Here is a 24,210-nt window from a genome sequence, read left to right as displayed (position 1 = left end):
CGTTCCGCACCCTGCCAGTCGCCCCTGCGGGTCTAGCCCCTCTCCCGCTCGCGGGAGAGGGGTTGGGGTGAGGGTCGGCGTAGTGGCGACGCCACACTTCGCGCGGTTTTGGCCCCTCTCCCATCGGGAGAGGGGTTGGGGTGAGGGTCGGCGGAGGGGGGGGGACGGCGCAGGTCGTTGTTGCCTGCTTCTGCGCTTCAGAAGCAAAGAACCTAGCGCTGCAATGCACCGCCTCGCCAGCGCTGCGGCTTCGTTGCCCCTCCCCGGCCCGAACGCATAGCGTTCGGGCGTTCGAAGGCGCGCGAACCAGTGGTTCGCAAGCAGCGCCTTCTCACCCCCAACCCCTCTCCCGCGGGGAGAGGGGCTCAAGAGCGCCGGGCTTTTGACGCAAGGCGAGCGTCAGACTCCCGACAGCCCCTCGCGACCCCCTACGCGTACTCGTCCAGCAACCCCCGCGACGCGCGCACCGCCGGGCCGCGCGACCAGCCGGCGTCGTTCGCCGCCTCGCCACGCTCGTTCGAACCGACGAACGAAGCCGCCTGCCCGTTCGACTGCTGCTGCGCCTGGCGCTGCCCCACGTCGGCCTGGCCGAGCTGCAGACCCTGCTGGCCGAGCATGTCCTTCAGGCGCGGCAGGCTGGATTCCAGCGCGTGGCGCACGTCGGGCTGGGCGCTGTGGAATTCGGCGTTCACCCGGTTGCCGTCCAGTTGCAGGCGCACGTCGATCGCGCCGAGGTGATCAGGCGTGATGCGGATTTCGGCATGGCCGATCTTCTGGTCGGCCAGCCACGCGATGCGCGAGGAGAAGCCGTCGTCGAAACCGTTGTCCAGCGGAATCGGCGTGTTCGCCTGGACCGCCGCCGCGACACCGCGCGGAAGCGGATGGTTCGTCATCGTCGATACCGACGGCAGCGACGCGGACGTCGAAGCCGTATCGCCGATGCCGATCGAATCCAGCGCGGCGGTATCGGTAGCGCCCGAGGTCTTCGTGTCCGCCGAAGCGGCCGCGCCCATCGCCATCGCGAACGCCGCCGTGGCGTCGCCATCGGTCGGCGCAGCAGTCGCGGCTTGCGTGCCGGGCAGCGTCGGCAGGACCGGCGCGGTGGCATTGCCGCCGCGCGGATCGGAAGCCGTCGCCACGGCAACGTCACGCAGCAGGCCGGGCGGCTGCGCTTCGGGGGCAACGGCGAACGACGTCGCGGCGGCACCCGTGCTGGCGCCCGCCAGCCCGTTGAGCAGCGCCAGCATCTGTTCGGGAAGCGCCGGCGTCGTCGCATCGCCGGGCGCGGCCGTCGGAGCGGTCGAGGTCGTGTCGCTGGCGGCCGTGGCGTCTTCCGAAGCGGTCGCAGCGGGGTCGGACCCGGAACCGCCATCGCTCGCGTCGCGCGGTGCATCGTCCCTGGACTCGGCACGCGCGGTCTCGCGCGACGCGTCGTTCGATTTCGTCTCGTTGGACTTTGTTTCGGACGACTTCGATTCCTCCGACGCACGCGGCGATTCCGCATCGCGCGGTGACGCGTCCTTCGCCTTCGCCTGCGTGGACGCATTCGGCGATTCGTTCATGCGCGGCGCCGTGTTCGACGCGCGCGAACCCTGGGCCTGCAGCATCCGGTCGAATCCGCCCGACGAAGCTACGCCGTCATGCGCGTTCGAAGAACGCGAGGCATCCGGAGTCGTGTTGCGCGCCGGATTCGCGCGCTGCCCGCCGAAGAGGGCGTCGAACGCCTGCATCACTCCGCTCCGTCGCTGCCGTTGGTGCGGCGGCGGCCGCCGAGGTCGTCGAGTTCGCGCTGCACGCGCTGTTCGGCCACGCGCGATTCCTGCGCGCGGTAGCTGTCGGCCAGCTTTTCCAGCACCTTGTTGTCGCGGCTGGCGAGCATCAGGCGCGTGCGTTCGACGTCGCGGTTCTGGCGGCTGGAATCGACGATGCGCGTCTGCTGGTCCACGGCGGTTTCGAGCTTGGCGCGGAACGCGATGCGGTTGGCGAGCAGCGCCGGGGCGATGGTCGCCTCGCTGGGCGTGATCGCGTATTCCTCGGCGTAGCGGCGCAGCGCGTCCAGGCGCTGTTCCTGTTCGGCCAGCTGGCGGTCGCGCTCGGCGACGTCGCGCGCGGCGGCGTCCTGGCGCTGCTGCATCAGGTTCAGGAGCGGATCGAGGCGTTGGGAGCGGGTCATGCAGTCTCCATTGGTCGGGCGACAACGGGTTCTCGGACATCGTCGAGCAGGCGGGCGAGCGCGTCGCGGCTGGCGGCGACATCCGACGCCTCGCTCACGTCCTGGCCCAGGAAATTCAGGATCGCCGGCCAGCGCGCCAGCGCTTCGTCGACGACCGGGTCGTTGCCGCGCTGGTAGGCGCCGATCGCGATGAGGTCGCGCTGCGCGTTGTAGGCGGACATCAGGCGCTTGAGCTTGCGGATGCGCTCGCGCCACGGTGCGTCGGTGATGTCCTGCATCACGCGGCTGACCGAGACTTCCACGTCGATCGCCGGGTACTGGCCGGCATCGGCGATGCGGCGCGTCAGCACGATGTGGCCGTCGAGGATCGCGCGCGCGGCATCGGCGATGGGTTCCTGCTGGTCGTCGCCTTCGGTGAGCACGGTGTAGAACGCGGTGATCGAACCGCGCCCGTCGGCGCCGTTGCCCGCGCGTTCGACCAGTGCCGGCAGTTTCGCGAAGACCGACGGCGGATAACCGCGCGTGGTCGGCGGCTCGCCGACGGACAGGCCGATCTCGCGCTGCGCGTGCGCGTAGCGGGTGAGCGAATCCATGAGCAGCAGCACGTGCAGGCCCTGGTCGCGGTACCACTCGGCGATCGCCGTGGCGCGCAGCGCGCCGTGCAGTCGCGCCAGCGGCGGTCGGTCGGCCGGCGCGGCGACGACGACGGCGCGACGCAGGCCTTCCTCGCCGAGCGTGGCTTCGACGAAGTCGCGCACTTCGCGGCCTCGTTCGCCGATCAGCCCCACCACGATCACGTCGGCGGCGGTGAAGCGGGTCATCATGCCCAGCAGCGTGGATTTACCGACGCCGGAACCGGCGAACAGGCCCACGCGCTGGCCGCGGCCGATCGGCAGCAGCGCGTTGATCGCGCGCACGCCGACGTCGAGCGAGCGCGTGATCGGTTCGCGCATCAGCGGATTGACGGATTTGCCGGCCAGGCCGACCCAGCTTTCGGCGCGGATCGGGCCGCGGCCGTCGAGCGGCACGCCGTCGGAGTCGATGACGCGGCCGAGCAGGCCTTCGCCAACGGCGACTTCGCCACGCTGGCGCGAGGGCACGACGCGCGCGTTCGGAAGCAGGCCTTCGAGGTGCGCGCTGGGCATGAGGAACGTGCGGTCGCCCGAGAAGCCGACGACTTCGGCATCGACCCACACGCCGCCATGCGTTTCCACGCGGCAGCGCGAGCCGAGCGGCGCGCTGCAGCCGGAGGCTTCGAGCGTCAGGCCAACGGCGCGACGCAGCACGCCTTCGCGCGCCAGCCCCATCGAGACCGGCTGCGACGACGAAGCGCCCAGCCGCGCGGCGAGGCGGAGATTGCGGGCGTCCTGCCAGTGGGAGGCGGGGGTGGTCATGGGACGGTTACTGCAAGTCCCGTGCCCTTGAGCCCCTCTCCCGCGTGCGGGAGAGGGGTTGGGGTGAGGGCAGGCGGAGTGATGCCGCCCGCACTCGCGACAAAGCGCTCGTATCGGGACGCATGGCGACCATCGGCGCATCGCACGTCCCGACCCTCACCCTCGATCCCTCTCCCGGAGGGAGAGGGAAGCAAAGCGATGGCGGCGTCACCGCGCCACCCCATGCGCCGCGATGGTGCTTTCCAGCGCCGCCTGCAGGCGGGCGGCGAGCGTGCCGTCGATGCGCACGCTCTCGCTGTGCACGCGCAGTTCGCCGCGCGCCAGCGTGGTGTCGTTGGTCAGGCGCACGCCGTCCAGGCCGGCCAGGTGCGGGTACAGCACGCCCATGTCGTCCGGGTGCAGGCGCAGTTCGACGCCGCGCTGGCTGGTGCCGACGGCGTCGAGCGCTTCGCGCACCAGGTCGGCCAGCAGCGACGGATCGGCCGTGTACGCCGGGCCGATCAGCGAGCCGGCCACGCGCACGGCCAGTTCGGCGAGCGCTTCGGAAACCTCGTCGTCCAGCCGCGCGAGCGGACGCGTGAAGCCGTCGAGGATGCCTTCGATCTGCGCGACCAGCCGGCGAACTTCGGCCTGGCCCGTCGCGAAGCCTTCCGCGTGGCCGCGGGCGAGGCCGTCGGCGTAGCCCTGGTCGTGCGCGGCCTGTTCGATCTGCTGCAGCTCTTCCACGCTCGGCGGCGGCGGAAGTTCGACGACGGGCTCGGGCTCGACCGGCTCCAGTCCCGGCGCGGTCCAGCGCACCGCGCCGGCCATTTCGGTGTTCCACGCCGCGGCGGCACTCGCGAAGGCCGGACTCATACGAACGCTTCAGCCTTGGCCGCGAGCTGGATCGTGCCGGCGTCGGCCATCTTGCGCACGAGCGAGAGGATTTCCTTCTGCGCCGCTTCGACTTCCGCCAGGCGCACCGGACCGCGCGCTTCCATGTCTTCCACGAGGATTTCGGCCGCGCGCTGCGACATGTTCGAGGTGATCTTCTCGCGCACCTTCGCCTCGGCGCCGCGCAGCGCGACGGACAGCTTGTCGTTCGGCACTTCGCGCAGGATCGCCTGCATCGCGCGGTCGTCGATCTCGGCGAGGTTGTCGAAGACGAACATCAGGTCGCGGATGCGCACGCCGAGCTCGCCGTCGACCTCACCGATGGCGCCGAGGATCTGCTCGTCCTGGCCCGAATCCATGAAGTTGAGGATGTTCGCGGCGACCTTCACGCCGCCGACGGAGGACGACTTCAGGTTCTGCGCGCCGGCGAACTGGCGCGCCATGACGTCGTTGAGTTCGTTCAGCGCGTTGGGCGGAATGCCGTCGAGCGTGGCGATGCGCAGCAGCACGTCGGCGCGCACGCGGTCGGGCAGGCACTTGAGCGCCTCGGCGGCCTGGTCGCTTTCCAGGTGCGCCATGACGATCGCGATGATCTGCGGGTGTTCGTTGCGCACCAGGTCGGCGATCGCGCGCGGTTCCATCCACTTCAGCGTGTCCAGGCCCGACGTGTTGCGGCCCAGCAGGATGCGGTCGATCAGGCCGCTCGCGCGTTCCTCGCCCAGCGCCTGCACGAGCACGGCGCGCACGTATTCGTCGGCGCCCGAACCCAGCCCGCTCGGCTGTGCGAGCGTGTCGACGAACTGGTCGATCACCTTGCCCACCGATTCGCGCGAGACGCCGCTGACGGAGGTCATCGCGACGCCCAGCTTCTGCACTTCCTTGGCGCTCATGTGCTTGAGCACCTCGGCGGCCTGCGCTTCGCCCAGCGAAAGCAGCACCACCGCGGCGCGCTGCACGCCACTCAGTCCGGTCGTATCAGGCATCGGATTCCACCCAGTCGCGTACCACCTGCGCCACACGCTTGGAGTCGTTGCTGACCGCCGCGCGCGCCACTTCCAGCTTGTCGTCGAAGGTCATCGCGCCCGGCGGCAGCGCGGGCGTCGCCGCTTCCTGCGCCGGCGCGGACAGCGCGACGGAGATTTCCTCGTCGTCCACCGGGATGACGGTGGCTTCGGCCAGGGCCTTCTTGTTCTTCTTCGTGTCGGGTTTGGCGCCCATGAGCTGGCGGAACATCGGGCGCAGCACGAACAGGATCAGCGCGAGCACCGCCAGGCCGCCGACGATGATGCGCAGGAATTCCATCGCGCGCGGGTGTTCCCACAGCGGCGTGTTCTCTTCCTCGCCCATCGCCGTGATGTCGCGCGCGAACGGCGCGTTGACCACCGACACCGCGTCGCCGCGCTGCTGGTCGAAGCCGATGGCCTGCTGCACCAGCGACTCGATGCGCTTGAGTTCGGCTTCGTTGAGCGCGCGCAGCGACGGCTTGCCGTCCTTGCCCATCGCGGCGGGCACGTTGTCCACCAGCACCGCGGCGGTGACGCGGCGCACGCGGCCCGGACCCTGGCGCGTGTGCGTCAGCGTGCGGTCGATTTCGTAATTGCGCACCGAGCTGCGAGAAGACGGCCCGTTCGGCGCGGCCTGCTGCTGTTGCTGCGCGACGGCGGCGGCGTTGGGCGTGTTGGCATTCGGCGCGGCATTGGCCGGCGGTGCGGCGGCCGGCGTGTTGCTCGCGCTGCCGGGCACGCCCTGCGGCGCGTTGCCGCCACCGGCGCTGGATTCGGACAGCTGTTCGCTGCGGATCATCGGTTGCTGCGGGCCGTAGACCTCGCGCGCTTCCTCGGTCTGGGCGAAGTCCATGTCGACGCTGACCTGCGCGCTGACGCGGCCGTTGCCGGTCATCGGTTCGAGCAGTTCGTGGATGCGCTGGACGTAGGTCGCTTCGAGGCGATGCTGCTGGTCGAACTGCTTGGCGCTGATCGCCGCGTCCGAATCCGGATCGACGTTCGACAGCATGCGGCCGTACTGATCGACGACGGTGACGCGTTCCGGCGGCAGGCCGGGAATGCTCGACGCGACCAGGTGCACGATGGCGTCGACCTGGCCCTGTTCGAGCGCCGCGCCGCTGTGCAGCTGCAGGACGACCGACGCGCTGGCCGGCTCCTTCTGCCGCGTGAACGCCGACGGCTTGGGCATCGCCAGGTGCACGCGCGCCTCGCGTACCGGGCGGAGGTTGGCGATGGTGCGGGCGAGTTCGGATTCCAGCGCGTGCTGGTAGCGCGCGTTCTCGATGAACTGGCTGGTGCCGAAGCCCTGGTCGCCCTTGATCGCCTCGAAACCCGAATCGGCCTTGGCCGGCAGTCCGGCCGCGGCGAGCGCGAGCTTCGCGTTGCCCAGCTGGTCCTGCGGTACGGCCAATGCGCCGGAACCCGGATCGATGCGGAAGGGAATCTGCGCGGTGGTCAGCAGCTCGGAGGCTTCGCTGGTCGACTTCGGATCGAGCCCGGCGAAGACCGGCACGTAATCGGGCTTCTGCGTCCAGAAGAACATCCACAGCCCCAGCGCGATGACCGCCGCCACCAGCGCGAACAGCCCCAGCTGCCGCACGACCGGAATGTCCTGCAGCCCGCGCAGTTCGCGCAGCTTGGATTGGTTGGGGAGGGTGATGACGGCCATGGTTGTGGTTCGTGATTTGTGATTGGTGATTCGTGATTGGTGTTGCGGGCGCGAGGTGGTGGGCTGGCGATCAGGCGGTCGTGCGGTGGCTCTTTCGAATCACCATTCACGAATCACCAATCACGGTCATCAGACCGGCATGTTCATGACGTCCTGGTACGCCTGCACCAGCCGGTTGCGGACTTCGACCGTGGCGCGGAAGGCGACCTGCGACTGCTGCATGGCGACCATGACGCGGGCCAGGTCCGCGCGCGGATCGCCCAGTTCGAACGCCTGCTGCAGCGCGCCCGAGGTGTTCTGCGCGCGGCTCACGCTGTCGATGGCGTTGTTGAGCGTCTGCTGGAATCCCGGCGCGCCGGCCGCCCCCGTCGCGCCCGACGCCGCACCCGGGGCGAGCGCCGACGGGGCAATGGCATTGCCCGGCGCGGCGTCCGGCCCGCGCATGCGCATTTCGTGCGCGCGGATCTGGGACAGGATGGAGGAGATTGCGTCGGTCATGGTCCGTGGCGTGGCACGTTCAGGTCGTCCTGCGAGGTACAGGCAAGCGGCGTGCCACGGTTCATGAACGGGTTATTGGCGCGCGCCTGTGTCGCGCTGCGTCGCAAATCCGTCGCGGTGCTCTGAGCCCCTCTCCCATCGGGAGAGGGGTTGGGGTGAGGGTCTGGGGCGTGCGATGTGTTGGCGCTCGCGTCGGGGCACGGCGCTGTGCGCTCGCCTTAGTCGGGCGGCTCGGTCGCGCGCGGCGACTACAGGATCAACATCACGAGCAACAGCTTCCGCCCTGAAGGGCGGGTCACTTTTGTCTTGGCAAAAGTAACCAAAACCGTTCGCTCCCGACGCGAGCCGCCGCTGCGCGGCGGTGCCCTGCGCTCCTCACTGGAAAGGGGACGTCGCCCGAACGGACCTCGCCACATCCATGTGGCGAGCCTGCGCTTTGCGCCGGCGCCTGCGGCGGTCCAAATCGTTCCAGACGATTTGTCGCTACGCTACGCTCCGCTCAGACAGTGCGCGGCTCTTCGTCCCCTTTCCAGCTCCGGTGCTCGGCTCGCTTTAAGTCGCTGGGAAAGGCAGAAGCAACCGCAAAAGCGACAAGCGCAGTGGCCAAAGCAACAGCAACAGCAACAGCAACAGCAGGCTTGACGCTACTGGCGCGATGGCGCCGCTTTGAGCCCCTCTCCCATCGGGAGAGGGGTTGGGGTGAGGGGTAACGAAGCCTCTCCGTTGAACGATCGTTGCCGCACAGCGCTGCGCAGTTGCGTCTCGACCGAACGCAGAAGCCAGATGGATTCCAGCTTCCGCTGGAATGACGGTGACGTGGGTTCGCCGTGCAGGGAGTGCCCGTGCGTTACGGGCCTGGGTCCCGGCTTTCGCCGGGATGACGGCTTTCAGCCCCTCTCCCATCGGGAGAGGGGTTGGGGTGAGGGGTAACGAAGCCTCAGCGGTGAACGGTCATTGCCGCACAGTGCTGCGGTGTGGCTCCTCGACTCGAACCGGATGCCAGATGGATTCCAGCTTCCGCTGGAATGACGGTGACGTGGTTCGCCGTGCAGGGAGTGCCCGTGCGTTACGTGCCTGGGTCCCGGCTTTCGCCGGGATGACGGCTTCGGTGACGCATCCCGCTTCCCGCTTCCCGCTTTCCGCTTCCCGCATCACGAATCACGAATCACGAATCACGAATCCCGAATCCCGAATCCCGAATCCCGAATCCCGAATCCCGAATCCCGAATCCCGAATCCCGAATCCCGAATCCCGAATCCCGAATCCCGAATCCCGTTGCGAGCGCTACCACCGCCCGCCCAAAAAATCAGAGCTCCGCCAGCTCCATCGTGTCGCGTTCGATGCCGTACTTGCGCAGCTTTTCCACCAGCGTCGTGCGACGCAGGCCGAGCAGCGGCGCGGCGTGGGCGACGACGCCGCCGGTCTGGGCGAGCGCGGCGCGGATCAGGTCCAGTTCGATGTTCGCGATGTGGCCGCGCAGGTCGATGCCCTGCGGCGGGAGCGTCGTGGTCGGCGACAGCGTCGACGGATCCGGCGCCTCGGCTTCGCGCATCAGCGCCATTACCGGGGCCGGCTCTTCCGGCTGGATCGCGTCGATCGAGGCCAGCGTTTCGGCCGGCAGCGTGCAGCGGTAACGCGCCGGCAGGTCGTCGGCGCGCACCAGGCCGTTGGGATGCAGCACGGACAGGCGTTCGAGCAGGTTGCTCAGCTCGCGCACGTTGCCCGGCCACGCGTACTGCTGCAGCATCGCGACCGCATCGCCAGCCAGCGTCACGCGGCCGCGGCCGCTGTCGGACAGCTGGCGCGAGATCGCGTTGATCAGGTCCGGCAGGTCGGCGGCGCGCTCGCGCAGCGACGGCATCTCGATGGGGAACACGTTGAGGCGGTAGAACAGGTCCTCGCGGAACTTGCCTTCGGCGATGTGCGATTCCAGGTTGCGGTGCGTCGCGGCGATCACGCGCACGTCGCACTTCATCGTCGCGCCGCCGCCGACGCGCTCGAAGCAGCGTTCCTGCAGCACGCGCAGCAGCTTGACCTGCATCGCCATCGGCATGTCGCCGATTTCGTCCAGCAGCAGCGTGCCGCCTTCGGCCATCTCGAAGCGGCCCTTGCGCTGCGTCAGCGCGCCGGTGAAGGCGCCCTTCTCGTGGCCGAACAGTTCGCTTTCCAGCAGGTCCGGCGGGATCGCGCCGCAGTTGATCGCGACGAACGGCTTCTCGCGACGCTTGGAACGCGCATGGATCGCGCGCGCGGCGACTTCCTTGCCGGTGCCGGATTCGCCCAGGATCAGCACGGTCGTGTCGAAGTTGGCGACCTGGTCGATCATGCGGTTCAGGCGCAGCACGGCGGCGCTGCGGCCGGTCGGGCCGACCTGCGGGATCTCGCGGCGCGCGTCGTCGTCCAGGCGCTTGAGGCTCGCGCGACGCAGCACGTCCTGCAGCTGCGTGCGACGGATCGGGTAATCCAGCGCCCAAACCTGATCGGGGTGGAACTGCACGCGCCAGGTGGCGTTGTCGCCATGGCCCGGCAGTTCGAGCACCGGCGGATGCATCGGGTGCGAGCCCAGCCACGCTGCAAAACGGTCCCATGCCGCCGCGTCGCCGCTGGTGTCGCCGGCGATGACGGCGACCCAGTCGGTGGCGCGCGCGCGATCGAGGTTGATCTCGCTCGCGTCGGCCGCGATGCGCGGGGTGAAGTCCATGAACTCGAGCAGCGTCGCCACGCGCTCGGCGCGCGCAAGGTCGTTGTCGATCAGGAGGATGCGGGACTCGCTCATGGGGTTTCTTCCGTGGCCAGGCGCTCCAGCAGCGGGAGCACGTCCTGGATGTAGGCCAGCTTGCTGACGAAGGCATCGGCACCGGCGCGCAGGGCGTGCTCGCGGTGCTCGGTGTCGTCGAAATGGCTTGCGATGACGATGAAGGGCAGGGGTTCGTCCTGCGCCTTGATCAGGCGTGCGGCCTGCAGGCCGCCCATCTCCGGCATCGCCATGTCCATCAGCACCACGTCCGGACGCAGCGTCTCGCACTGGGTGATGGCTTCGATGCCGTTGCCGGCGGTGCCGACGACGTTCGCCCACGGCTGCTTGCGCAGGTGGCGGATCGCCGCGCTGATGAAGCCCGGATGGTCGTCGACGATGAGGATTCGCAGTTCACGCATGATGGTTTCAGCCCGCCTTCGCCATGAGAGCGGCCGGACGGCGGCGCTGGCGCGCCGGCGCGATGGCCAGCTGGTCACGGTACTTGGCGACGGTGCGGCGCGCCACGCGCACGCCCTGGCGGGCGAGCAGGCCGGCGATGGTGTCGTCGGCGAGCGGCGCGTGCGAGGGTTCATCGTCGATCAGGCGCTTGACCATCGCCTTGACCGCGCTGCCGGAGACTTCCGCGCCGTCCAGGCGCACCGCGAACAGGCGCTTGAGTTCGATCGTGCCGCGCGGCGTCTGCAGGTACTTGCCGCTGGTGATGCGCGAGACGGTGGATTCGTGCATGCCGATGGCGTCGGCGACTTCGCGCAGCGTCAGCGGGGCGATGGCTTCCTCGCCGCGCTCCAGGAACGCGCGCTGGCGTTCGACCAGCACCTGCGTGGTGCGCAGCAGCGTGTCGTTGCGCATCGCCACGCCGCGCACCAGCCAGCGCGCTTCATCGAGCAGGCCGCGCAGCGCGGACACGTCGCCCGGCGCATCGGCCAGGGCGCGTTCGCAATGCGGCGCGATGCGCAGGCGCGGGGCGGTGCGGCCGTTCAACGCGACGTGCCAGCGGCCGTCGGCGCGCCAGGCGACCACGTCGGGCACCACGATGTCGCGTTCATTCACCGCGGCATCGGCGATGGGATGGGCGCGCAGCGTGAGGATCAGCGCGACGGCGGCGCGCACGGCCTCGGCGTCGGCCTTCAGCGCCTTGGCGAGCGCGGCTTCGTCGTGCATCGCGAGCAGGTCGATGTGATCGGCCAGGATGCGCGCGGCGAGCGTGCGCGCTTCGGATTCGGGCTGCAGCGAGAGCTGCGCATCGAGGCATTCGGTGGCGTCGCGCGCGGCCACGCCGGGCCATTCGCCGTGGAGCAGGCGCTGGCGGACGATTTCCAGTTCCGTGGCATCGACATTGCAGGAGCTGGCACCGAGCAGGTGCAGTTCGTCGAGCGGGGCTTCGAGGTAGCCGCGATCGTCGCACTGGTCCAGCCACCACGCGGCCAGTTCGACGTCGCGCGGCTTCCACTGCAGCGACAGCGACTGCAGCAGGCGCACGCGCGGATCGCTCGATTCCCCGTCGGCGATACGCGAAGCGGCGTCGTCGTCGAACTCGCCGCCGCCGTTGCCGCCGGACAGGAACGACGGCTCCGGAAGCTCGTCCCATGCGGCCGCTTCCTGCTGCGCGTCCGTCGCCGAGTCGACCCCCTCGTCCTCGGCTTCGTCCTGTTCGAGCAGCGGGTTGCGCTCCAGCGCCTGGCGGAGCTCGAGTTCGAGCTGCGGCGCGGTGAGCTGCAACAGGCGGATCGACTGCAGCAGTTGCGGCGTCAGGTTGACGCCCAGCCCGAGCTTCGGGCTCATCGTTGCTTTCACGGTTGTGTCCCCATCCGCCGGAGCCGGCGGCACGGAAGTCATCGTGATGTGAAGGTGACGGCAAACGAATCAGGGCGTGCCCGGACATCTCTCGGGGCAAACCTGTCGTGTTGTAGGGGTGGCCCTTACTTTGCGACGTGTTCCTGACTGGCCCTGTGCGCCTGCGTCAGGCAGTGACGCGGGTGGGCACGGAGATGGCGGTCACAATTTGGCTTTGTGACGAGGAATTGGCGCCGGGGGTGTGACGGGTTCGTGGCGTCGCGGGGGTGTTGCAAGGGGTGGGCCAGAAGGGGCCCTGCCTTTTGCCTTTGCCCTCGCCTTTGCCTTTGCCTTTGCCTTTGCCTTTGCCGTTGCCGTTGCTGTTGCTGTTGCTGTGGCTGTGGCTGTGGCTGTGGCTGTTGCTTGCGCCTTGATCAGCGACTTAAAGCGAGCCGAGCACCGCAGCTGGAAAAGGGCGAAGAGTCGCCCGCTGTCTGAGCGTAGCGAGTTCGGGCGACGTCCCTTTTCCGGCGAGGAGCGCAGGGTACCGCCGCGTAGCGGCGGCTCGCGTCAGGAGCGAACGGTTTTGGTTACTTTTGCCAAGACAAAAGTAACCCGCCCTTCAGGGCGGAAGCTGTTGCTCGTGATATTGATCTTTGTTGTTGCGGACCGCCCTTCAAGCAGCAGCCAAGCAGCAGCCAAGCAGCAGCAAAGCAGCAGCAAAGCAGCAGCACTCAAGCAAGTGCAAAGCTTCCGCTCGCAAGCGAGCGGGTTACTTTTGTTTAGGCAAAAGTAACCAAAACCATCCGCTCCTGACGCGAGCCGGCGCCGCTACGCGACGCCGGTCCCCTGCGCTCCTCGCCAAAGAGGGGTCGTCGCCAAAACTCGCTGCGCTGCGCTCCGCTCAAACAGTTGGCGACTCTTCGCCCCCTCTTTGGCTGCGGTGCTCGGCTCGCTTTAAGTCGCTGATCAAGATCAACAGCAACAGCAAAGCAAAAGCAAAGCAAAAGCCACAGCCGGGGCGACGGCTTTGAGCCCCTCTCCCATCGGGAGAGGGGTTGGGGTGAGGGGTAACGAAGCGCTACCGGTGAATGCTCATTGCCGAACAGCGCTGCGGTGTGGCTTTAGACAGAACGCAGAAGCCAGATGGATTCCAGCTTCCGCTGGAATGACGAGGATGATGGTTCGCCAACGTCGGAGTGCCCAAACCCTACAAGCCTGGATCCCGGCCTTCGCCGGGATGACGGGTTCTTGAAGGCCAGGCCGCGGCACATGAAGTACGCCGGCTGCGGGAAGCGCAGACGTGCGCCGACCCTGCGTACAGCTGGCGGTAGGCCGCCACCCGGCGAAGAAAAACCTTAGCCCGTCGGCCGATCGTGCAGCCGCATCGCCATGCGCAGCAGTTCGATCGCGTTGCGGCAGCCGAGGGTGGCCATGATGCGGGCGCGGTGGGTTTCCACCGTCTTGACGCTGATGCCGAGGTCGGCGGCGATCTGCTTGCTGGTGCGACCGGCGCCCAATGCGGCGAGGATCTCGCGCTGGCGCGGCGGCAGGGCGTCGACGCCTTCCTCGCTGCGCGGGCGCGCGAACAACTGCGGCGCCGAGACCTGCGGGCTGAGGTAGGTCCGGCCGGCGGCCGCGGCGCGGATGGCGATTTCCAGTTCGGCCGGCGCGGCTTCCTTGACGACGAAACCGCTCGCACCTCGGGCCAGGGCTTCACGCACGTGGGTGGGATCGTCGTGCATCGACATCACCACCACGCGGCAGTCCGGATGGTCGCGGCGCAGTTCCACCAGCGCCTCGAAACCGCTGCGGCCGGGCATGGAGAGGTCGAGCAGGACGATGTCCGGCTGGTGCTGGCGCGAGCCGACCACGGCCTGGTCGGCATTGGCGGCTTCGGCCACGACTTCGATGTCGGCGAAGGACTCCAGCAGACGCCGCAGTCCAGCCCGCACGAGTGTGTGGTCGTCGCATATCAGTACGCGCAACAGCCCCGAGCCCAACTCCGTTCCCCAAAAGCGTCAACTCTCCGTCGGGGCACCTTAGCCGAGGTGACGCGAAGGGACCATTCGCTCACTTCCGGAATGTGACGGGTCTGACAAATGTTTCACCGTGCCCGCGAGGACCGGACGCACCGGTATGGGCCTTTTTGTCAGGCCTGTCGCATTCATTTTGGGGATTGAAGGCCCGGCGAACGCGAATGTTCCACGCTCCGGGTGTCGCGGGGGTCAGCGCAGGCGCCGGCTCTCGGCGACCTGCTTGCGATGTAGGCGGAACAGGTGACGCTCCAGGGCGTCGGCCAGCGTCGGTGCCATCGGTTCGAAGGCGATCCAGACGCGGGCGCCTTCGGCGGCGATCACGTGCGCCGGCAGTTCGATGCAATCCGGCAGCCAGTCGGCCGGCTGCACGCGCAACGTGCCGCGGGCGCCGGGACGGATCGCCAGCGCGTCGCCGAGGACGTCGATGCGCGCGCCGCGCGTGGACCAGCGCAGCACGGTCGGCGGCGGAAGGTCGCCGCGGTCGCGCAGCATCGTGCCGAGCAGGCCCAGCACCAGGTCGAGCTTGGCCTCGACGCGTTGCAGCGCGGAGGACGGTTCGGCGTGTTCGTCGCCGTCCTCGCTGCGCGCGTTGTCGCTCAGCGCCAGCGAGGTGAGCAGCATTTCGGCATGCGCCGCGGCGACGTGCGCGGCGGCGGTGTTGGTCGGACCGGGCAGGAACGCCGCCGGACGCCGGTCCTGGTGGACCAGCACGTCGTCGAACAGTTCCAGATCCGCCGACTGCGAGGTCATCCGGCCAGGCTCCGGTAGGCGAGGGCGCCGCGACGTTCGCGGCCCATGCGCGCGAGGATCGCCGCGGTTTCGTCGCGCATCACCACCAGGTCGGCCAGCAGCGCCTGCTGCTGCGCCAGCAGGTCGCGCCACGGTTCGGCCGACAGGCCCGACAGCTTTTCCGAACCGAGCGTCTCGCGGAGCACGCGGTCGTGCTCGGCGAGCAGTTCGATCGCCAGCTCCCACTGCTGCGCGTGCATCGCCGCGCGCACCTGCGCTTCGGGCAGGGCGGGAACGGCAGGCGTGGCGGCGTGGGTCATGGCGTGGTTCATGGCTTGGGCGCGATGGCAAGCCAGGCCGATTCGATGTCGCCCAGCAGGCCGTCCACTTCGGTCAGCGCGGCGGCGTCGTTGTCGCTGTTGGCGATCAGCAGGCGCTGCTGCGCATAGTCGTACAGCGACTGCAGGCCCTGCGCGATCTCGCCGCCGGCGTCGAGGTTGAGCGCGCCGCTCAGGCCGGTGATCAGGCCGCTGGCGTCGCTGATGGCCTTGGCCTTGCGCGGGATGTCGCCGCGTTCCAGGCACGCGCCGGCCAGGCGGATGCGATCGCGCGCACCCGACAGCATCAGCGCGACGAGGCGATGCGGATCGGCCTCCAGCACCGCGGCGCTGACGCCGGTGCTGCGGTACTGGTTGGCGTAATTGCGGTTGGCGCCGAGCATGACGATGAGCTCCTGGTATTTCTTTTAGCCGAATTGCTGCGAAAGGAAGCCGCTGGAGCCCTGGAGCTGGGTGACCATCTGCTCCATCGCGGTGAACTGCGCGGTGTAGCGGGTCTGCAGCGATTCCATGCGGCGATCCAGGTCCTCGTACTGCTTGTCGTACGTCTTCAGGCGCGCGTTGAGGCTGTCGCTGCGCGAGTCGAGCAGGCCGTCGGTTTCCAGCACGCTGTCGAGCATGCCTTCCAGGTCGGCGCCGTAGCCTTCCTCGCCCGAGAACAGGCGCGACAGCGCGCCCGGATCCTCGCCCAGCGCCTTGGTCAGCGTGCTGGTGTTGAGCGCGAGGGTGCCGTCGGTGTTGATCGACAGACCCAAGGCCTTGAAGGCGACCACGTTCTCGCTGGCCATGTTGCGCAGCGAGCTCTGCAGGCCGCGCACCATCGAATCGCCGGTGAGCGCCGAGGCGGTCTTGGTCTCGGCGTTGTAGGCGGTGAGCGACTTGGTGAGGCTGATCGAGGCGTTGTATGCGGTGACGAACGCCTGCAGCGTCTTCTGCACCGCGGCGTCGTCGGTGGCGACCTTCAGGCTGAAGGTTTCGCCGGGCTTGGCTTCGGTGAGGTTGAGCGTCACGCCGGGCAGCAGGTCGGTGAGGCTGTTGCTGCTGGACGTGCGCGTCAGGCCGTCCACCTTCACCACGGCGTCCTTCGCCGCGACGGTTTCGGTCATCGACGTCTGCACGCCCGGGTCGTAGACCAGTGCCGACAACCCGCCGTCGCCACCGCTGGTGGTCACGCGCAGCTTGCCTTCCAGGCCCGAATCGACCGCGGTGAGCACCAGGTGCTGGCCGCCGTCGGCGTTGACCAGGCTCGCCTGCACGCCCTTGCCGGCGGCGGCGGTGTTGATGGCGGTGCGGATGTCCGACAGCGTGTTGCGGCCGTCGGCGATGTCCACTTCGATCTTCGTGTCGCCGGCCTCGATGACGAGCTTGCCGGTGCCGATCTTCGCGTCGGCGGCCTTCGCCGGCGAGGTGAGGCGGTGCGCGCTGGCGAGCGATTCGACTTCGATCTTGTACTCGCCGACGGTCGCGGTGGTGTCGGCCGAGGCGGTGAAGCCGGCCTTGTCCTGCACGGTGGCCGTGCGGGCGTCGGTGCCGCCGTCCTTGCGCAGCTTTTCCAGCGAGGTCTGCAGGCTGGAGAAGATGCTCTTGAGCGAGCCCATCGCCGACAGCTGCGTCTTGGCGGCGTTCTCGCCGCGCGCGATGCGGCTTTCGATCGGGGAGCGTTCGGCGGCGACGAGCTGGGACACCAGCGACGGGATGTCGATGCCCGAGCCGAGCGTGGAAATGGCCATGACCGCTTACCCTCCGCGTCGACCGTGCACCGCGCGCGGCGGCAGGGGACGGGGCGAACGATGAGCGGTCATGGCGACTCCTTTCGGAAAAAGCCGGAGGGATGCGTTCGCGCGCATCCCACCGGGGTGCCATCGGGGCGCGGTTCGCGCGCCCCTTCCGGCGGTGGATCAGCCCAGCAGGCTGAGGACGTTCTGCGGTACGGCATTGGCCTGGGCGAGCATCGCGGTACCGGCCTGGCTGAGGATCTGCGTGCGGGTCAGCTCGGCGGTTTCCTTGGCGTAGTCCGCGTCACGGATGCGGCTGCGCGAGGCGCTCAGGTTCTCGCTCGTCGCCTGCAGGTTGGCGATGGTCGAGGTGAAGCGGTTCTGCACCGCACCCATGTCGGCGCGGGCGGAGTTGACGCTGGTCAGGGCCTTGTCGACGATTTCCATGGCCTGCTGCGCGCCGGTGAAGCTGGAGATGTCCAGGTCCTTGATGTACTTCGTGCTGCCCGCCGAGGCGGTGGCGGTGGCGGCGATGCCGGCTTCGGCCATCGTGATGCCCGTGCCGCCCGTCAGCGTGCCGGCGGTGAACGAGAAGTCCTTGCCCGCGGTGATCGAGGTCAGCGTCAGCTTGTTGCTGGAATCCAGCGAGGCGTAGACGCCGGTCTGGTCCATCTTGTCGTTGATCGAAGCGGCCATCTTCTTGGCCACGTCGGCGCCCGTGTCGCCCACGCCGATGTCGACGGTGTCGATCGTGACGCCGTTGACGGCCATGCTGGCCAGCGTGCCGGTGGCGGTCGCGGTACCGGTCGAAACGGCGGCGGTCGAGGTCTGCGCGGCGGCGAACTGGGCCTTGCCCAGCGCGTTGGCGTTGGCGTCGACGATGCTGTTGACGGCGATGGTCTGGCCCGAGTTGGCGCCGACCTGGAACAGCGCGCCGGCGAAGGAGCCGTCGAGCAGCTTGGTGCCGTTGAAGTTGGTCTGGTTGGCGACGCGGTCGATTTCCGAGACCAGCTGCGTGACTTCGGCGTTCAGCGCGTCACGGTCGGACTGCGAGTTGGTGGCGTTGGCCGACTGCACCGACAGCTCGCGGACGCGCTGCAGGTTGTTGCCGATTTCGACCATCGCGCCTTCGGCCGACTGGGCCAGCGAGATGCCGTCGTTCGCGTTGCGCACGGCGACGTCGAGGCCGCGGATCTGCGTGCTGAAGCGCTCCGAGATCGCCAGGCCGGCCGCGTCGTCCTTCGCGCTGTTGATGCGCAGGCCCGACGACAGGCGCTGGATGGTGGTGCCGAGGCTGGCGCTGCTGGTACCCAGGTTGCGCTGGGCGTTGAGCGACATCACGTTGCTGTTGATGACTTGTGCCATGGTGATTCTCCGTAGGTTTCGGTTAGGGCACCGGCGAAGCGCTCGCCGGCCGGCAAATACCGCAGTGGTTGGTCGGTGTTGCCGGCCCTTGCCGCTGCTGACCTAGATATCGGTGCCCCTGGGGAAACCTTTAGCTCCTGGTTGACACAAGCCGTGATTGGGGAGTCGGGATTCGGGATTCGTGTGAAACGTCACGGTTTCGACGTCGATCCTGGTTCCAACCCTGCTTCTTCGCCGTCATTCCCGCGAAGCGGAATCCATCGCTCGAATACGCCAGCTGCTGTAGCCCGGGTACGCGGAGCGCACCCGGGGTTTACCTCGCCGGAGCCGTTGCCCCGGGTGCGGCCTTCGGCCTTACCCGGGCTACAAACGCCGGTTTTTCCGTATCACGAATCACCAATCACGAATCACGCAGCTCGAGAACGTCACATCAGATCGAACAGCGAACTCGACTGCAGCCGCATGAAGGCCTGCTGCGCCGCCTGCAATGCCGTGCTTTCCAGCTGGAAGCGGCTGATCGCCTCGGCGTAGTCCAGGTCGCGGATGCCCGACAGCGTGGTTTCCAGCGTGACCGACTGCGCTTCGCGCAGGTCGGCCGCACTGTCCATCGCCGCCAGCTGGGCACCGCCGGTGGCGCGCCCGTCGATGAAGTGCTCCTGCGCCGTCGCCGCATCGCGCAAGGAGGCTTGCAGCGCGTTCTGCTGCGCCGCGCGCTGCTGCGGGGAGTCGTCGGGCATTTCCAGCGCGCCGACGAGGTCGTCGATCATCCCGAACACGTCGTTGGTCTTCGCCGGGCCGACGGAGAAGCTGTCGCCCGCGGCCGGTGCGCCGTCGATGCGCAGGTTCAGGCCGCCGACGTTGATGCCTTCGCCGCTGGCGTAGGTGCCGGTGCCGATCACCGCACCGCCCGCATCGCGCAGTTCGTACGCATCGGGCGCGGTGAACACGACGCTGTAGCTCGCGCCGTTCCAGCTGCCCGAATCGTCCAGGCCGAATTCCATCAGCACGCCGCTGCCGGCGTTGGTCGTGGCGGCGCTGCCGTCGATGCGGCCGTCGCCGGTCTTGACGCGCATGAACAGCTCGCTGCCCGGCAGCGTGTCGGACACGAACTGGTCCGGTGCGATCTCGACCTCGCGCTGGCGCTGGTCGCCGGTGTAGCTGACGTTGCCGCCGCTCACCACGAACGGCGCGTGATCGTCGGCGGTGCCGCCGAACAGATAACGACCGCTGCCGTCCTGGCTGTTGGCCAGGCCGATGAGTTCTTCGCGGATCACCTTCAGTTCGGCGGTGATCGCCTTCTTGTCGTCGCTCGACATCGCGGCGTTGTTGGCCTGGATGGTGAGCTCGCGCACGCGCGCCAGGCGATCGCCAGCCTGCGCGAGCACGCTTTCCTGGAGGTTCAGGCGATTGCCGAGCAGGTTCGCGTTCTCGCCGAAGCGTTCCAGCTCGGCCGTGGCGCGATCGAGCGACACCGCGGTGCCGGCGGCGACCGGATCGTCCTTCGCCGTGACCAGCCGCTGGCCCAGCGCGAGCTGCTGTTGCGTGTGCGACAGGCCCGCCTGCTTGCGCAGCATCGTGCCCAGTTGCAGTGAGTAAGCGCCGGCCGTGGAAATACGATTGTTCATCCGCGCACCGCGCTGAGCAGGGACTGGAACATGGTGTCGGCGGTTGAGATCACCTGCGCGGCGGCCTGGTAGGCCTGCTGGAATCGCAGCATGTTGGCCGCCTCCTCGTCGAGGTTCACGCCGGAAATCGAATCGCGCGCGGCCTGCGCCTGGTCGTACAACACCTGCTGCGCATCGGCGGCGTAGTCGGCCTGGCGTGCGGCGGAACCAATGGTGGTGGTGAGGCCGCCGATCGCGCCGTTGAGCGACACCGTGCCGCCGTTCAAGGCCTTCGCATCGTCGAGGTTGCCCAGCGCGATCGCGTTGCCGTTGTCGCTGGAACCGGCGCCCGTGCTGCCCACGCTGAACCTGTCGCCCGCGGCGGGAACGCCGTCGAGGCTGAGGCTCCAGCCGTTCGCGTTGATCGGCTGGCCCGGCGTGTAGGTGAAGGGTCCGGTGCCGTTGACGGTGTACTGCGTGCCGTCGATGAATTCAATGTCGGCCGGCGTCAGCAGGTTGGCGTTGGTCGAATCGGTGACCTTCACCGAACCGATCCGGCCGGTGCCGACGTTGTCCAGTTCGGCCTTCGCCTTCACCGGAGTCGCTGCTGCTATCCGGTTGGGATCGTCGATGGCGACGTTGATGCCGCCGGCCGCGCCCGCAGTGGGCTGCAGCAGGAAGCGGTCGCCCGACGCCGGTGCGCCGCCGACGACGAGTTCGACGCCGTTGATCACCAGCGGATCGGCGGCGGTACCGGTACCGGTGAGCGGCACATTCGCGCCGGTGTCGGAACGCGTGGCGCTCCACGCGGTGCCGTCGAATTTCAGGACGACGTTCTGCGCGTCGAGTTTCGACAGATCGCCGACGCTCGCCGTCAGCGTGCCGGTGCCGGTGTTGTTTGCGTTGCCGTTCACGCGCGGCGCGGGCACGGTGAAGAAGTCCGTGCCCATCTGGCCGTTGAGGTCCATGCCGGCGCGGTGCTGCTGGTTGAACGCCTCGGCGAGCCCCACCGCGATGCGGCCCAGTTCCGACTGCGCCGGATCGAGCACGTCGCTGCGGAAATCCATCAGGCCGCCGATCTTGCCGCCCAGCGAGGAATCGTTGAGCTGGATCTGCTGGCCGTTGCCGTCCAGTGCAAGACGCACGCGTTCGGGACGATAGGGATCGGTCGCGACGGTGAGCTTCGACGACGTGTTGCCCACCACCAGCGCCTGCCCGCCGGAAGTGAAGACGTTGAGCGAGCCGTCGCCCTGCTGCACGGCGGTGCCGCCGGTGAAGCCGACCATCTGCGAGACCAGGCGGTCGCGCTGGTCGAGCAGGTCGTTGGAGACGTTGTTCGGGTTGCTGACGATCTCCCCGTTGAGGCGCGCGATCTCCGCACCGATGCGGTTGACTTCCTCGGCGCTGCTGCGCAGGCCGCTGTTGACTTCATTGCTCAGCGAATCGAGCTGGTTGTTGAGCTGCTTGAAGCGCGCGGTGAGCGCCTTCGCGTCCGACAGCACGTCCTCGCGCGCGGCGGACGATGCCGCGTTGCTGGTCAGTCCGGTCGTGGCGTCGAAGAAGTTCGACCACACGCCGGCAAGGCCGGTCGCCTTGTCGGAGAACAGCGTGTCCACGCGCGAGGCCAGGCCCGACAGCTGCTGCGCGCGGGCGAGTTCGCCGCCGCTTTCCAGCAGTCGCGTGTTCGCGAGCTGGTCGGCGATGCGGCGCACGTCGCTCACCTGCACGCCGTTGCCGACGTAGCCGTAGCCCATGTCGGTGGGCGAGCGCGTCGACAGTTCGACGCGCTGGCGCGAATAGCCTTCGGTCGCGACGTTGGCGACGTTGTGGCTCACGGTCGCCAGCGCGCGCTGGAACGCGATCAGGGCGCCGGTGCCGGTGGACAGGACATTGGCCATCGTCAGCCTCTCGTGTTGCCATCGAGCGCGGCGAGCGCGCGGTTGAGCGTGGCGCCTTCGGCGATCGCGTTGATCTTCGCGGCGTAGGCGGGGTCGGTGGCGTAGCCGGCCTTCTGCAGCGCCTGCGCGAACTGGCGCGTGTCGCCGCCGGCCGCGCGCGCCTGCGCGTAGCGCGGGTTGTTCAGCAGCTTCGCGTAGTCGGCGAAGCTCTCGCCGATGGAACCGTAGGCGCGGAAGTCGGCGCGCTCGCTGACGCGCTGGCCGTCCACGTATTCGTGCGTGCCGGCGTTGACGCGGTTGCCGCTCCACTTCGAACCGGCCTTGATGCCGAACAGGTTGTGCGAGGTGGCGTCGCCGCCGCCCTTCGCCAGGCGACGGCCCCAGCCGGTTTCCAGCGCGGCCTGCGCGACCAGCGCCTTGGGATCCACGCCCAGTTCCTGCGCCGTGCGCTGCGCGTGCGGCCAGACCGAACGCACGAAGGCTTCGGGGCTGGAGCAGTCGAGCTTTGCGTTGGGATCGCATTCGACCTGCGGCGTTTCCACGCGCGGCAGGGCGGGCGCGGCGATGCCGGGCAGCGATACGCCGTCGCTGCTGGGCGTGAGCGACAGCGACATCGGCGAGGCGGCCGGCGTCATCGGGAAGCCGCCTTCGGGCGTCACGGTGGCGCTGGCGCCGCCGGCGTTGCGCGTGAGCTGCTGGACGATGATCGGCGCCAGGCCCAGGCCGCGGCCCTTGGCGATCTCGCGCGAGAGCTGCTGGTCGTACATGTCGCGGTAGGTCGAGTTGTCGCCCATCAGCGAATCGCCGAAGGACGCGCTGCGCATCGACTTGACCAGCATCTGCGCGAACTGCGCTTCCAGTTGCTGCGCCGCGTATTCCACGCGCGAACGGTCGGCGCGCGGGGCGTCGGTCGTCGAGAGCGGCTGTGCGGTGGTCGGGCGCAGGTGCATGGTGGGGTCAAGGCAAGAGTTGTGCCGTGACGCGATGTGGCGGGCGCACCTTCAACGCGCGAAACCCGGAGGCGCGATGCGACCCCGGGTTCCGGATGCGGCGCTGGCGGGCCAATGCCACTCAGATCACCTCCAGCTCCGCCCGAAGCGCGCCGGCGCGCTTGAGCGCTTCCAGGATCGCCACGATGTCTCCGGGCGCGGCGCCCACGGCGTTCACCGCGCGGACGATCTGCTCCAGCGACGTGCCGCCCTGGAACAGGAACATGCGACCGCCGTCCTGGCTGGCTTCGACGGTGGACTGCGGCGTCACCACGGTCTGGCCGCGGCTGAATTCGTTGGGCTGGTTGACCTGCGTGTTCTCGGAGATCGACACCGTGAGCGAGCCGTGCGACACCGCGGCCGGCAGCACGCTGACGTTGCCGCCCATCACGACGGTGCCGGTGCGCGAATTGACGATGACCTTCGACGCCGCGGCGCCCGGGCTCACGTCCAGCGATTCGAGCTTCGCCAGGAAACCGACGCGGTCGCCGTCGGCCGGCGGCGCGACCTCGATGGTCACCGCGTCCACGGCGCGGGCGCGGCCGTTGCCGAACTCGCGGTTGACCGCGTCGACGATGTGCGCGGCGGTGGTGAAGTCGGCTTCGTGCAGGTTGAGCGTGACGTTGCCCGACGCCGGCGCGCCGGCGACGGCGCGTTCGACGATCGCGCCATTGGGAATGCGGCCGCCGTTGGGCGCGTTGACCGAAATGCGCGAGCCGTCCTTGCCCGACGCGCCGAAACCCGACACGACCAGGCTGCCCTGCGCGATGGCGTAGACCTGGCCGTCGACGCCCTTCAGCGGCGCCATCAGCAGGCTGCCGCCGCGCAGCGAACCGGCGTTGCCGATCGACGACACGGTGACGTCGATCGGCTGGCCCGGCTTGGCGTACGGCGGAAGTTCGGCGTGGATCGCGACGGCGGCGACGTTCTTCAGCTGCGGGTTCACGCCCGGCGGAATGCTGACGCCGAGCTGGTCGAGCATCGTCTTCAGGCTCTGCACGGTGAAGGGCGTCTGGCTGGTGCGGTCGCCGCTGCCGTCCAGGCCCACGACCAGGCCGTAGCCGATCAGCGGATTTCCGCGAACGCCGGCAACCTGCGCGAGGTCCTTGATGCGCTCGGCACGCGCCGGCGGAACGACGGCGAGCGTGAGCGCGAGGCCGGCGATGGTGCAGGCGAGGGCGTAAGCGATGAGGCCGGAGCCTTTGGGCCACTTCCGCACACCGTCATTCCAGCGAAAGCTGGAACCCATTTTGATCTTCGTTACCAGGTGGGACAGCCCGAGGCTGCCGCGCTGCACTGTCACGGAACGACGGTTCACCGCGTCCGCTTCGTTGCCCCTGCCCGGCCCGAACGCACAGCGTTCGGGCGTTCGAAGGCGCGCGAACCAGTGG

Annotated in this window: 21 protein-coding genes; 1 reads left to right on the top strand and 20 read right to left on the bottom strand. The window is 68.7% G+C overall.

What is annotated here, in order from left to right; all coding sequences use genetic code 11:
- Window positions 1–428 precede the first annotated feature (428 nt).
- From ABIE51_RS16805 to rpoN, 10 genes are all read right to left on the bottom strand, one after another.
- Entirely contained in the window at window positions 429–1,730 is a 1,302-nt protein-coding gene (locus ABIE51_RS16805) for a flagellar hook-length control protein FliK (RefSeq protein ID WP_354504564.1), read from the bottom strand.
- Window positions 1,730–2,173, bottom strand: coding sequence for a flagellar export protein FliJ (gene fliJ, locus ABIE51_RS16800; protein WP_192631542.1), 444 nt, complete (start codon window positions 2,171–2,173; stop codon window positions 1,730–1,732). Before fliJ ends, ABIE51_RS16805 begins: the two co-directional genes overlap by 1 nt.
- Window positions 2,170–3,567 carry a flagellar protein export ATPase FliI gene (fliI, locus tag ABIE51_RS16795; protein WP_192631541.1) on the bottom strand — a complete coding sequence of 466 codons (1,398 nt, stop codon included), beginning with the start codon at window positions 3,565–3,567 and terminating at the stop codon, window positions 2,170–2,172. Before fliI ends, fliJ begins: the two co-directional genes overlap by 4 nt.
- Before the next feature lie 207 nt (window positions 3,568–3,774).
- Complete coding sequence (locus tag ABIE51_RS16790) at window positions 3,775–4,377, bottom strand: FliH/SctL family protein (protein WP_115844940.1); 603 nt, start codon at window positions 4,375–4,377, stop codon at window positions 3,775–3,777.
- Between the two features lie 41 nt (window positions 4,378–4,418).
- Complete coding sequence (gene fliG, locus ABIE51_RS16785; protein ID WP_115844938.1) at window positions 4,419–5,405, bottom strand: flagellar motor switch protein FliG; 987 nt, start codon at window positions 5,403–5,405, stop codon at window positions 4,419–4,421.
- A 10-nt stretch (window positions 5,406–5,415) separates the two neighbouring features.
- Window positions 5,416–7,113 (bottom strand): flagellar basal-body MS-ring/collar protein FliF, encoded by a 1,698-nt coding sequence (fliF, locus tag ABIE51_RS16780; protein ID WP_192631540.1) that lies wholly within the window; start codon window positions 7,111–7,113, stop codon window positions 5,416–5,418.
- A gap of 129 nt (window positions 7,114–7,242) precedes the next feature.
- Window positions 7,243–7,611, bottom strand: a complete 369-nt coding sequence (gene fliE / locus ABIE51_RS16775) for a flagellar hook-basal body complex protein FliE (RefSeq protein WP_115844879.1) — start codon at window positions 7,609–7,611, stop codon at window positions 7,243–7,245.
- 1,306 nt (window positions 7,612–8,917) lie between these two features.
- Window positions 8,918–10,387 (bottom strand): sigma-54 dependent transcriptional regulator, encoded by a 1,470-nt coding sequence (locus ABIE51_RS16770; RefSeq protein WP_192631539.1) that lies wholly within the window; start codon window positions 10,385–10,387, stop codon window positions 8,918–8,920.
- Window positions 10,384–10,767, bottom strand: a complete 384-nt coding sequence (locus tag ABIE51_RS16765) for a response regulator (RefSeq protein ID WP_115845006.1) — start codon at window positions 10,765–10,767, stop codon at window positions 10,384–10,386. The genes ABIE51_RS16770 and ABIE51_RS16765 overlap by 4 nt, the downstream gene beginning before the upstream one ends.
- Window positions 10,768–10,774: 7 nt before the next feature.
- Complete coding sequence (gene rpoN, locus ABIE51_RS16760) at window positions 10,775–12,163, bottom strand: RNA polymerase factor sigma-54 (RefSeq protein ID WP_192631538.1); 1,389 nt, start codon at window positions 12,161–12,163, stop codon at window positions 10,775–10,777.
- Window positions 12,164–12,404: 241 nt separating this feature from the next.
- Here rpoN and ABIE51_RS16755 point away from each other — a divergent pair, with 241 nt between their 5' ends.
- Entirely contained in the window at window positions 12,405–12,938 is a 534-nt protein-coding gene (locus ABIE51_RS16755; protein ID WP_192631537.1) for a hypothetical protein, read from the top strand.
- Window positions 12,939–13,500: 562 nt separating this feature from the next.
- On the opposite strand, the gene ABIE51_RS16750 is transcribed toward ABIE51_RS16755, so the two are convergent.
- The 10 genes from ABIE51_RS16750 to ABIE51_RS16705 form a co-directional block, all read right to left on the bottom strand.
- Window positions 13,501–14,130, bottom strand: a complete 630-nt coding sequence (locus ABIE51_RS16750; protein ID WP_192631536.1) for a response regulator transcription factor — start codon at window positions 14,128–14,130, stop codon at window positions 13,501–13,503.
- 240 nt (window positions 14,131–14,370) lie between these two features.
- Window positions 14,371–14,931: a PilZ domain-containing protein gene (locus ABIE51_RS16745; RefSeq protein ID WP_115843548.1), complete on the bottom strand. Its 561-nt coding sequence runs from the start codon at window positions 14,929–14,931 to the stop codon at window positions 14,371–14,373.
- Window positions 14,928–15,230 carry a hypothetical protein gene (locus ABIE51_RS16740; protein WP_157031060.1) on the bottom strand — a complete coding sequence of 101 codons (303 nt, stop codon included), beginning with the start codon at window positions 15,228–15,230 and terminating at the stop codon, window positions 14,928–14,930. The genes ABIE51_RS16745 and ABIE51_RS16740 overlap by 4 nt, the downstream gene beginning before the upstream one ends.
- Before the next feature lie 8 nt (window positions 15,231–15,238).
- On the bottom strand, window positions 15,239–15,631 hold the full coding sequence (gene fliS, locus ABIE51_RS16735) for a flagellar export chaperone FliS (protein WP_115843544.1): 393 nt from the start codon (window positions 15,629–15,631) through the stop codon (window positions 15,239–15,241).
- 24 nt (window positions 15,632–15,655) lie between these two features.
- Complete coding sequence (fliD, locus tag ABIE51_RS16730; protein ID WP_115843542.1) at window positions 15,656–16,978, bottom strand: flagellar filament capping protein FliD; 1,323 nt, start codon at window positions 16,976–16,978, stop codon at window positions 15,656–15,658.
- 168 nt (window positions 16,979–17,146) lie between these two features.
- On the bottom strand, window positions 17,147–18,328 hold the full coding sequence (locus ABIE51_RS16725) for a flagellin (RefSeq protein ID WP_192631535.1): 1,182 nt from the start codon (window positions 18,326–18,328) through the stop codon (window positions 17,147–17,149).
- 425 nt (window positions 18,329–18,753) lie between these two features.
- A complete protein-coding gene (flgL, locus tag ABIE51_RS16720; RefSeq protein WP_192631534.1) occupies window positions 18,754–19,953 on the bottom strand; it encodes a flagellar hook-associated protein FlgL in 1,200 nt (399 codons plus the stop codon).
- Window positions 19,950–21,830: a flagellar hook-associated protein FlgK gene (flgK, locus tag ABIE51_RS16715; protein WP_192631533.1), complete on the bottom strand. Its 1,881-nt coding sequence runs from the start codon at window positions 21,828–21,830 to the stop codon at window positions 19,950–19,952. Before flgK ends, flgL begins: the two co-directional genes overlap by 4 nt.
- A 2-nt stretch (window positions 21,831–21,832) precedes the next feature.
- Complete coding sequence (flgJ, locus tag ABIE51_RS16710) at window positions 21,833–22,780, bottom strand: flagellar assembly peptidoglycan hydrolase FlgJ (protein ID WP_192631532.1); 948 nt, start codon at window positions 22,778–22,780, stop codon at window positions 21,833–21,835.
- 121 nt (window positions 22,781–22,901) lie between these two features.
- Window positions 22,902–24,038 carry a flagellar basal body P-ring protein FlgI gene (locus tag ABIE51_RS16705; RefSeq protein ID WP_502913311.1) on the bottom strand — a complete coding sequence of 379 codons (1,137 nt, stop codon included), beginning with the start codon at window positions 24,036–24,038 and terminating at the stop codon, window positions 22,902–22,904.
- Window positions 24,039–24,210: the final 172 nt, after the last annotated feature.

The sequence above is a fragment of the Lysobacter sp. OAE881 genome, from assembly GCF_040546665.1.
Classification (GTDB): Bacteria; Pseudomonadota; Gammaproteobacteria; order Xanthomonadales; family Xanthomonadaceae; genus Lysobacter_J; species Lysobacter_J soli.
The sequence above is the reverse complement of the archived record's forward strand: the minus strand, read 5'-3'. Positions and strand labels throughout refer to the sequence as shown.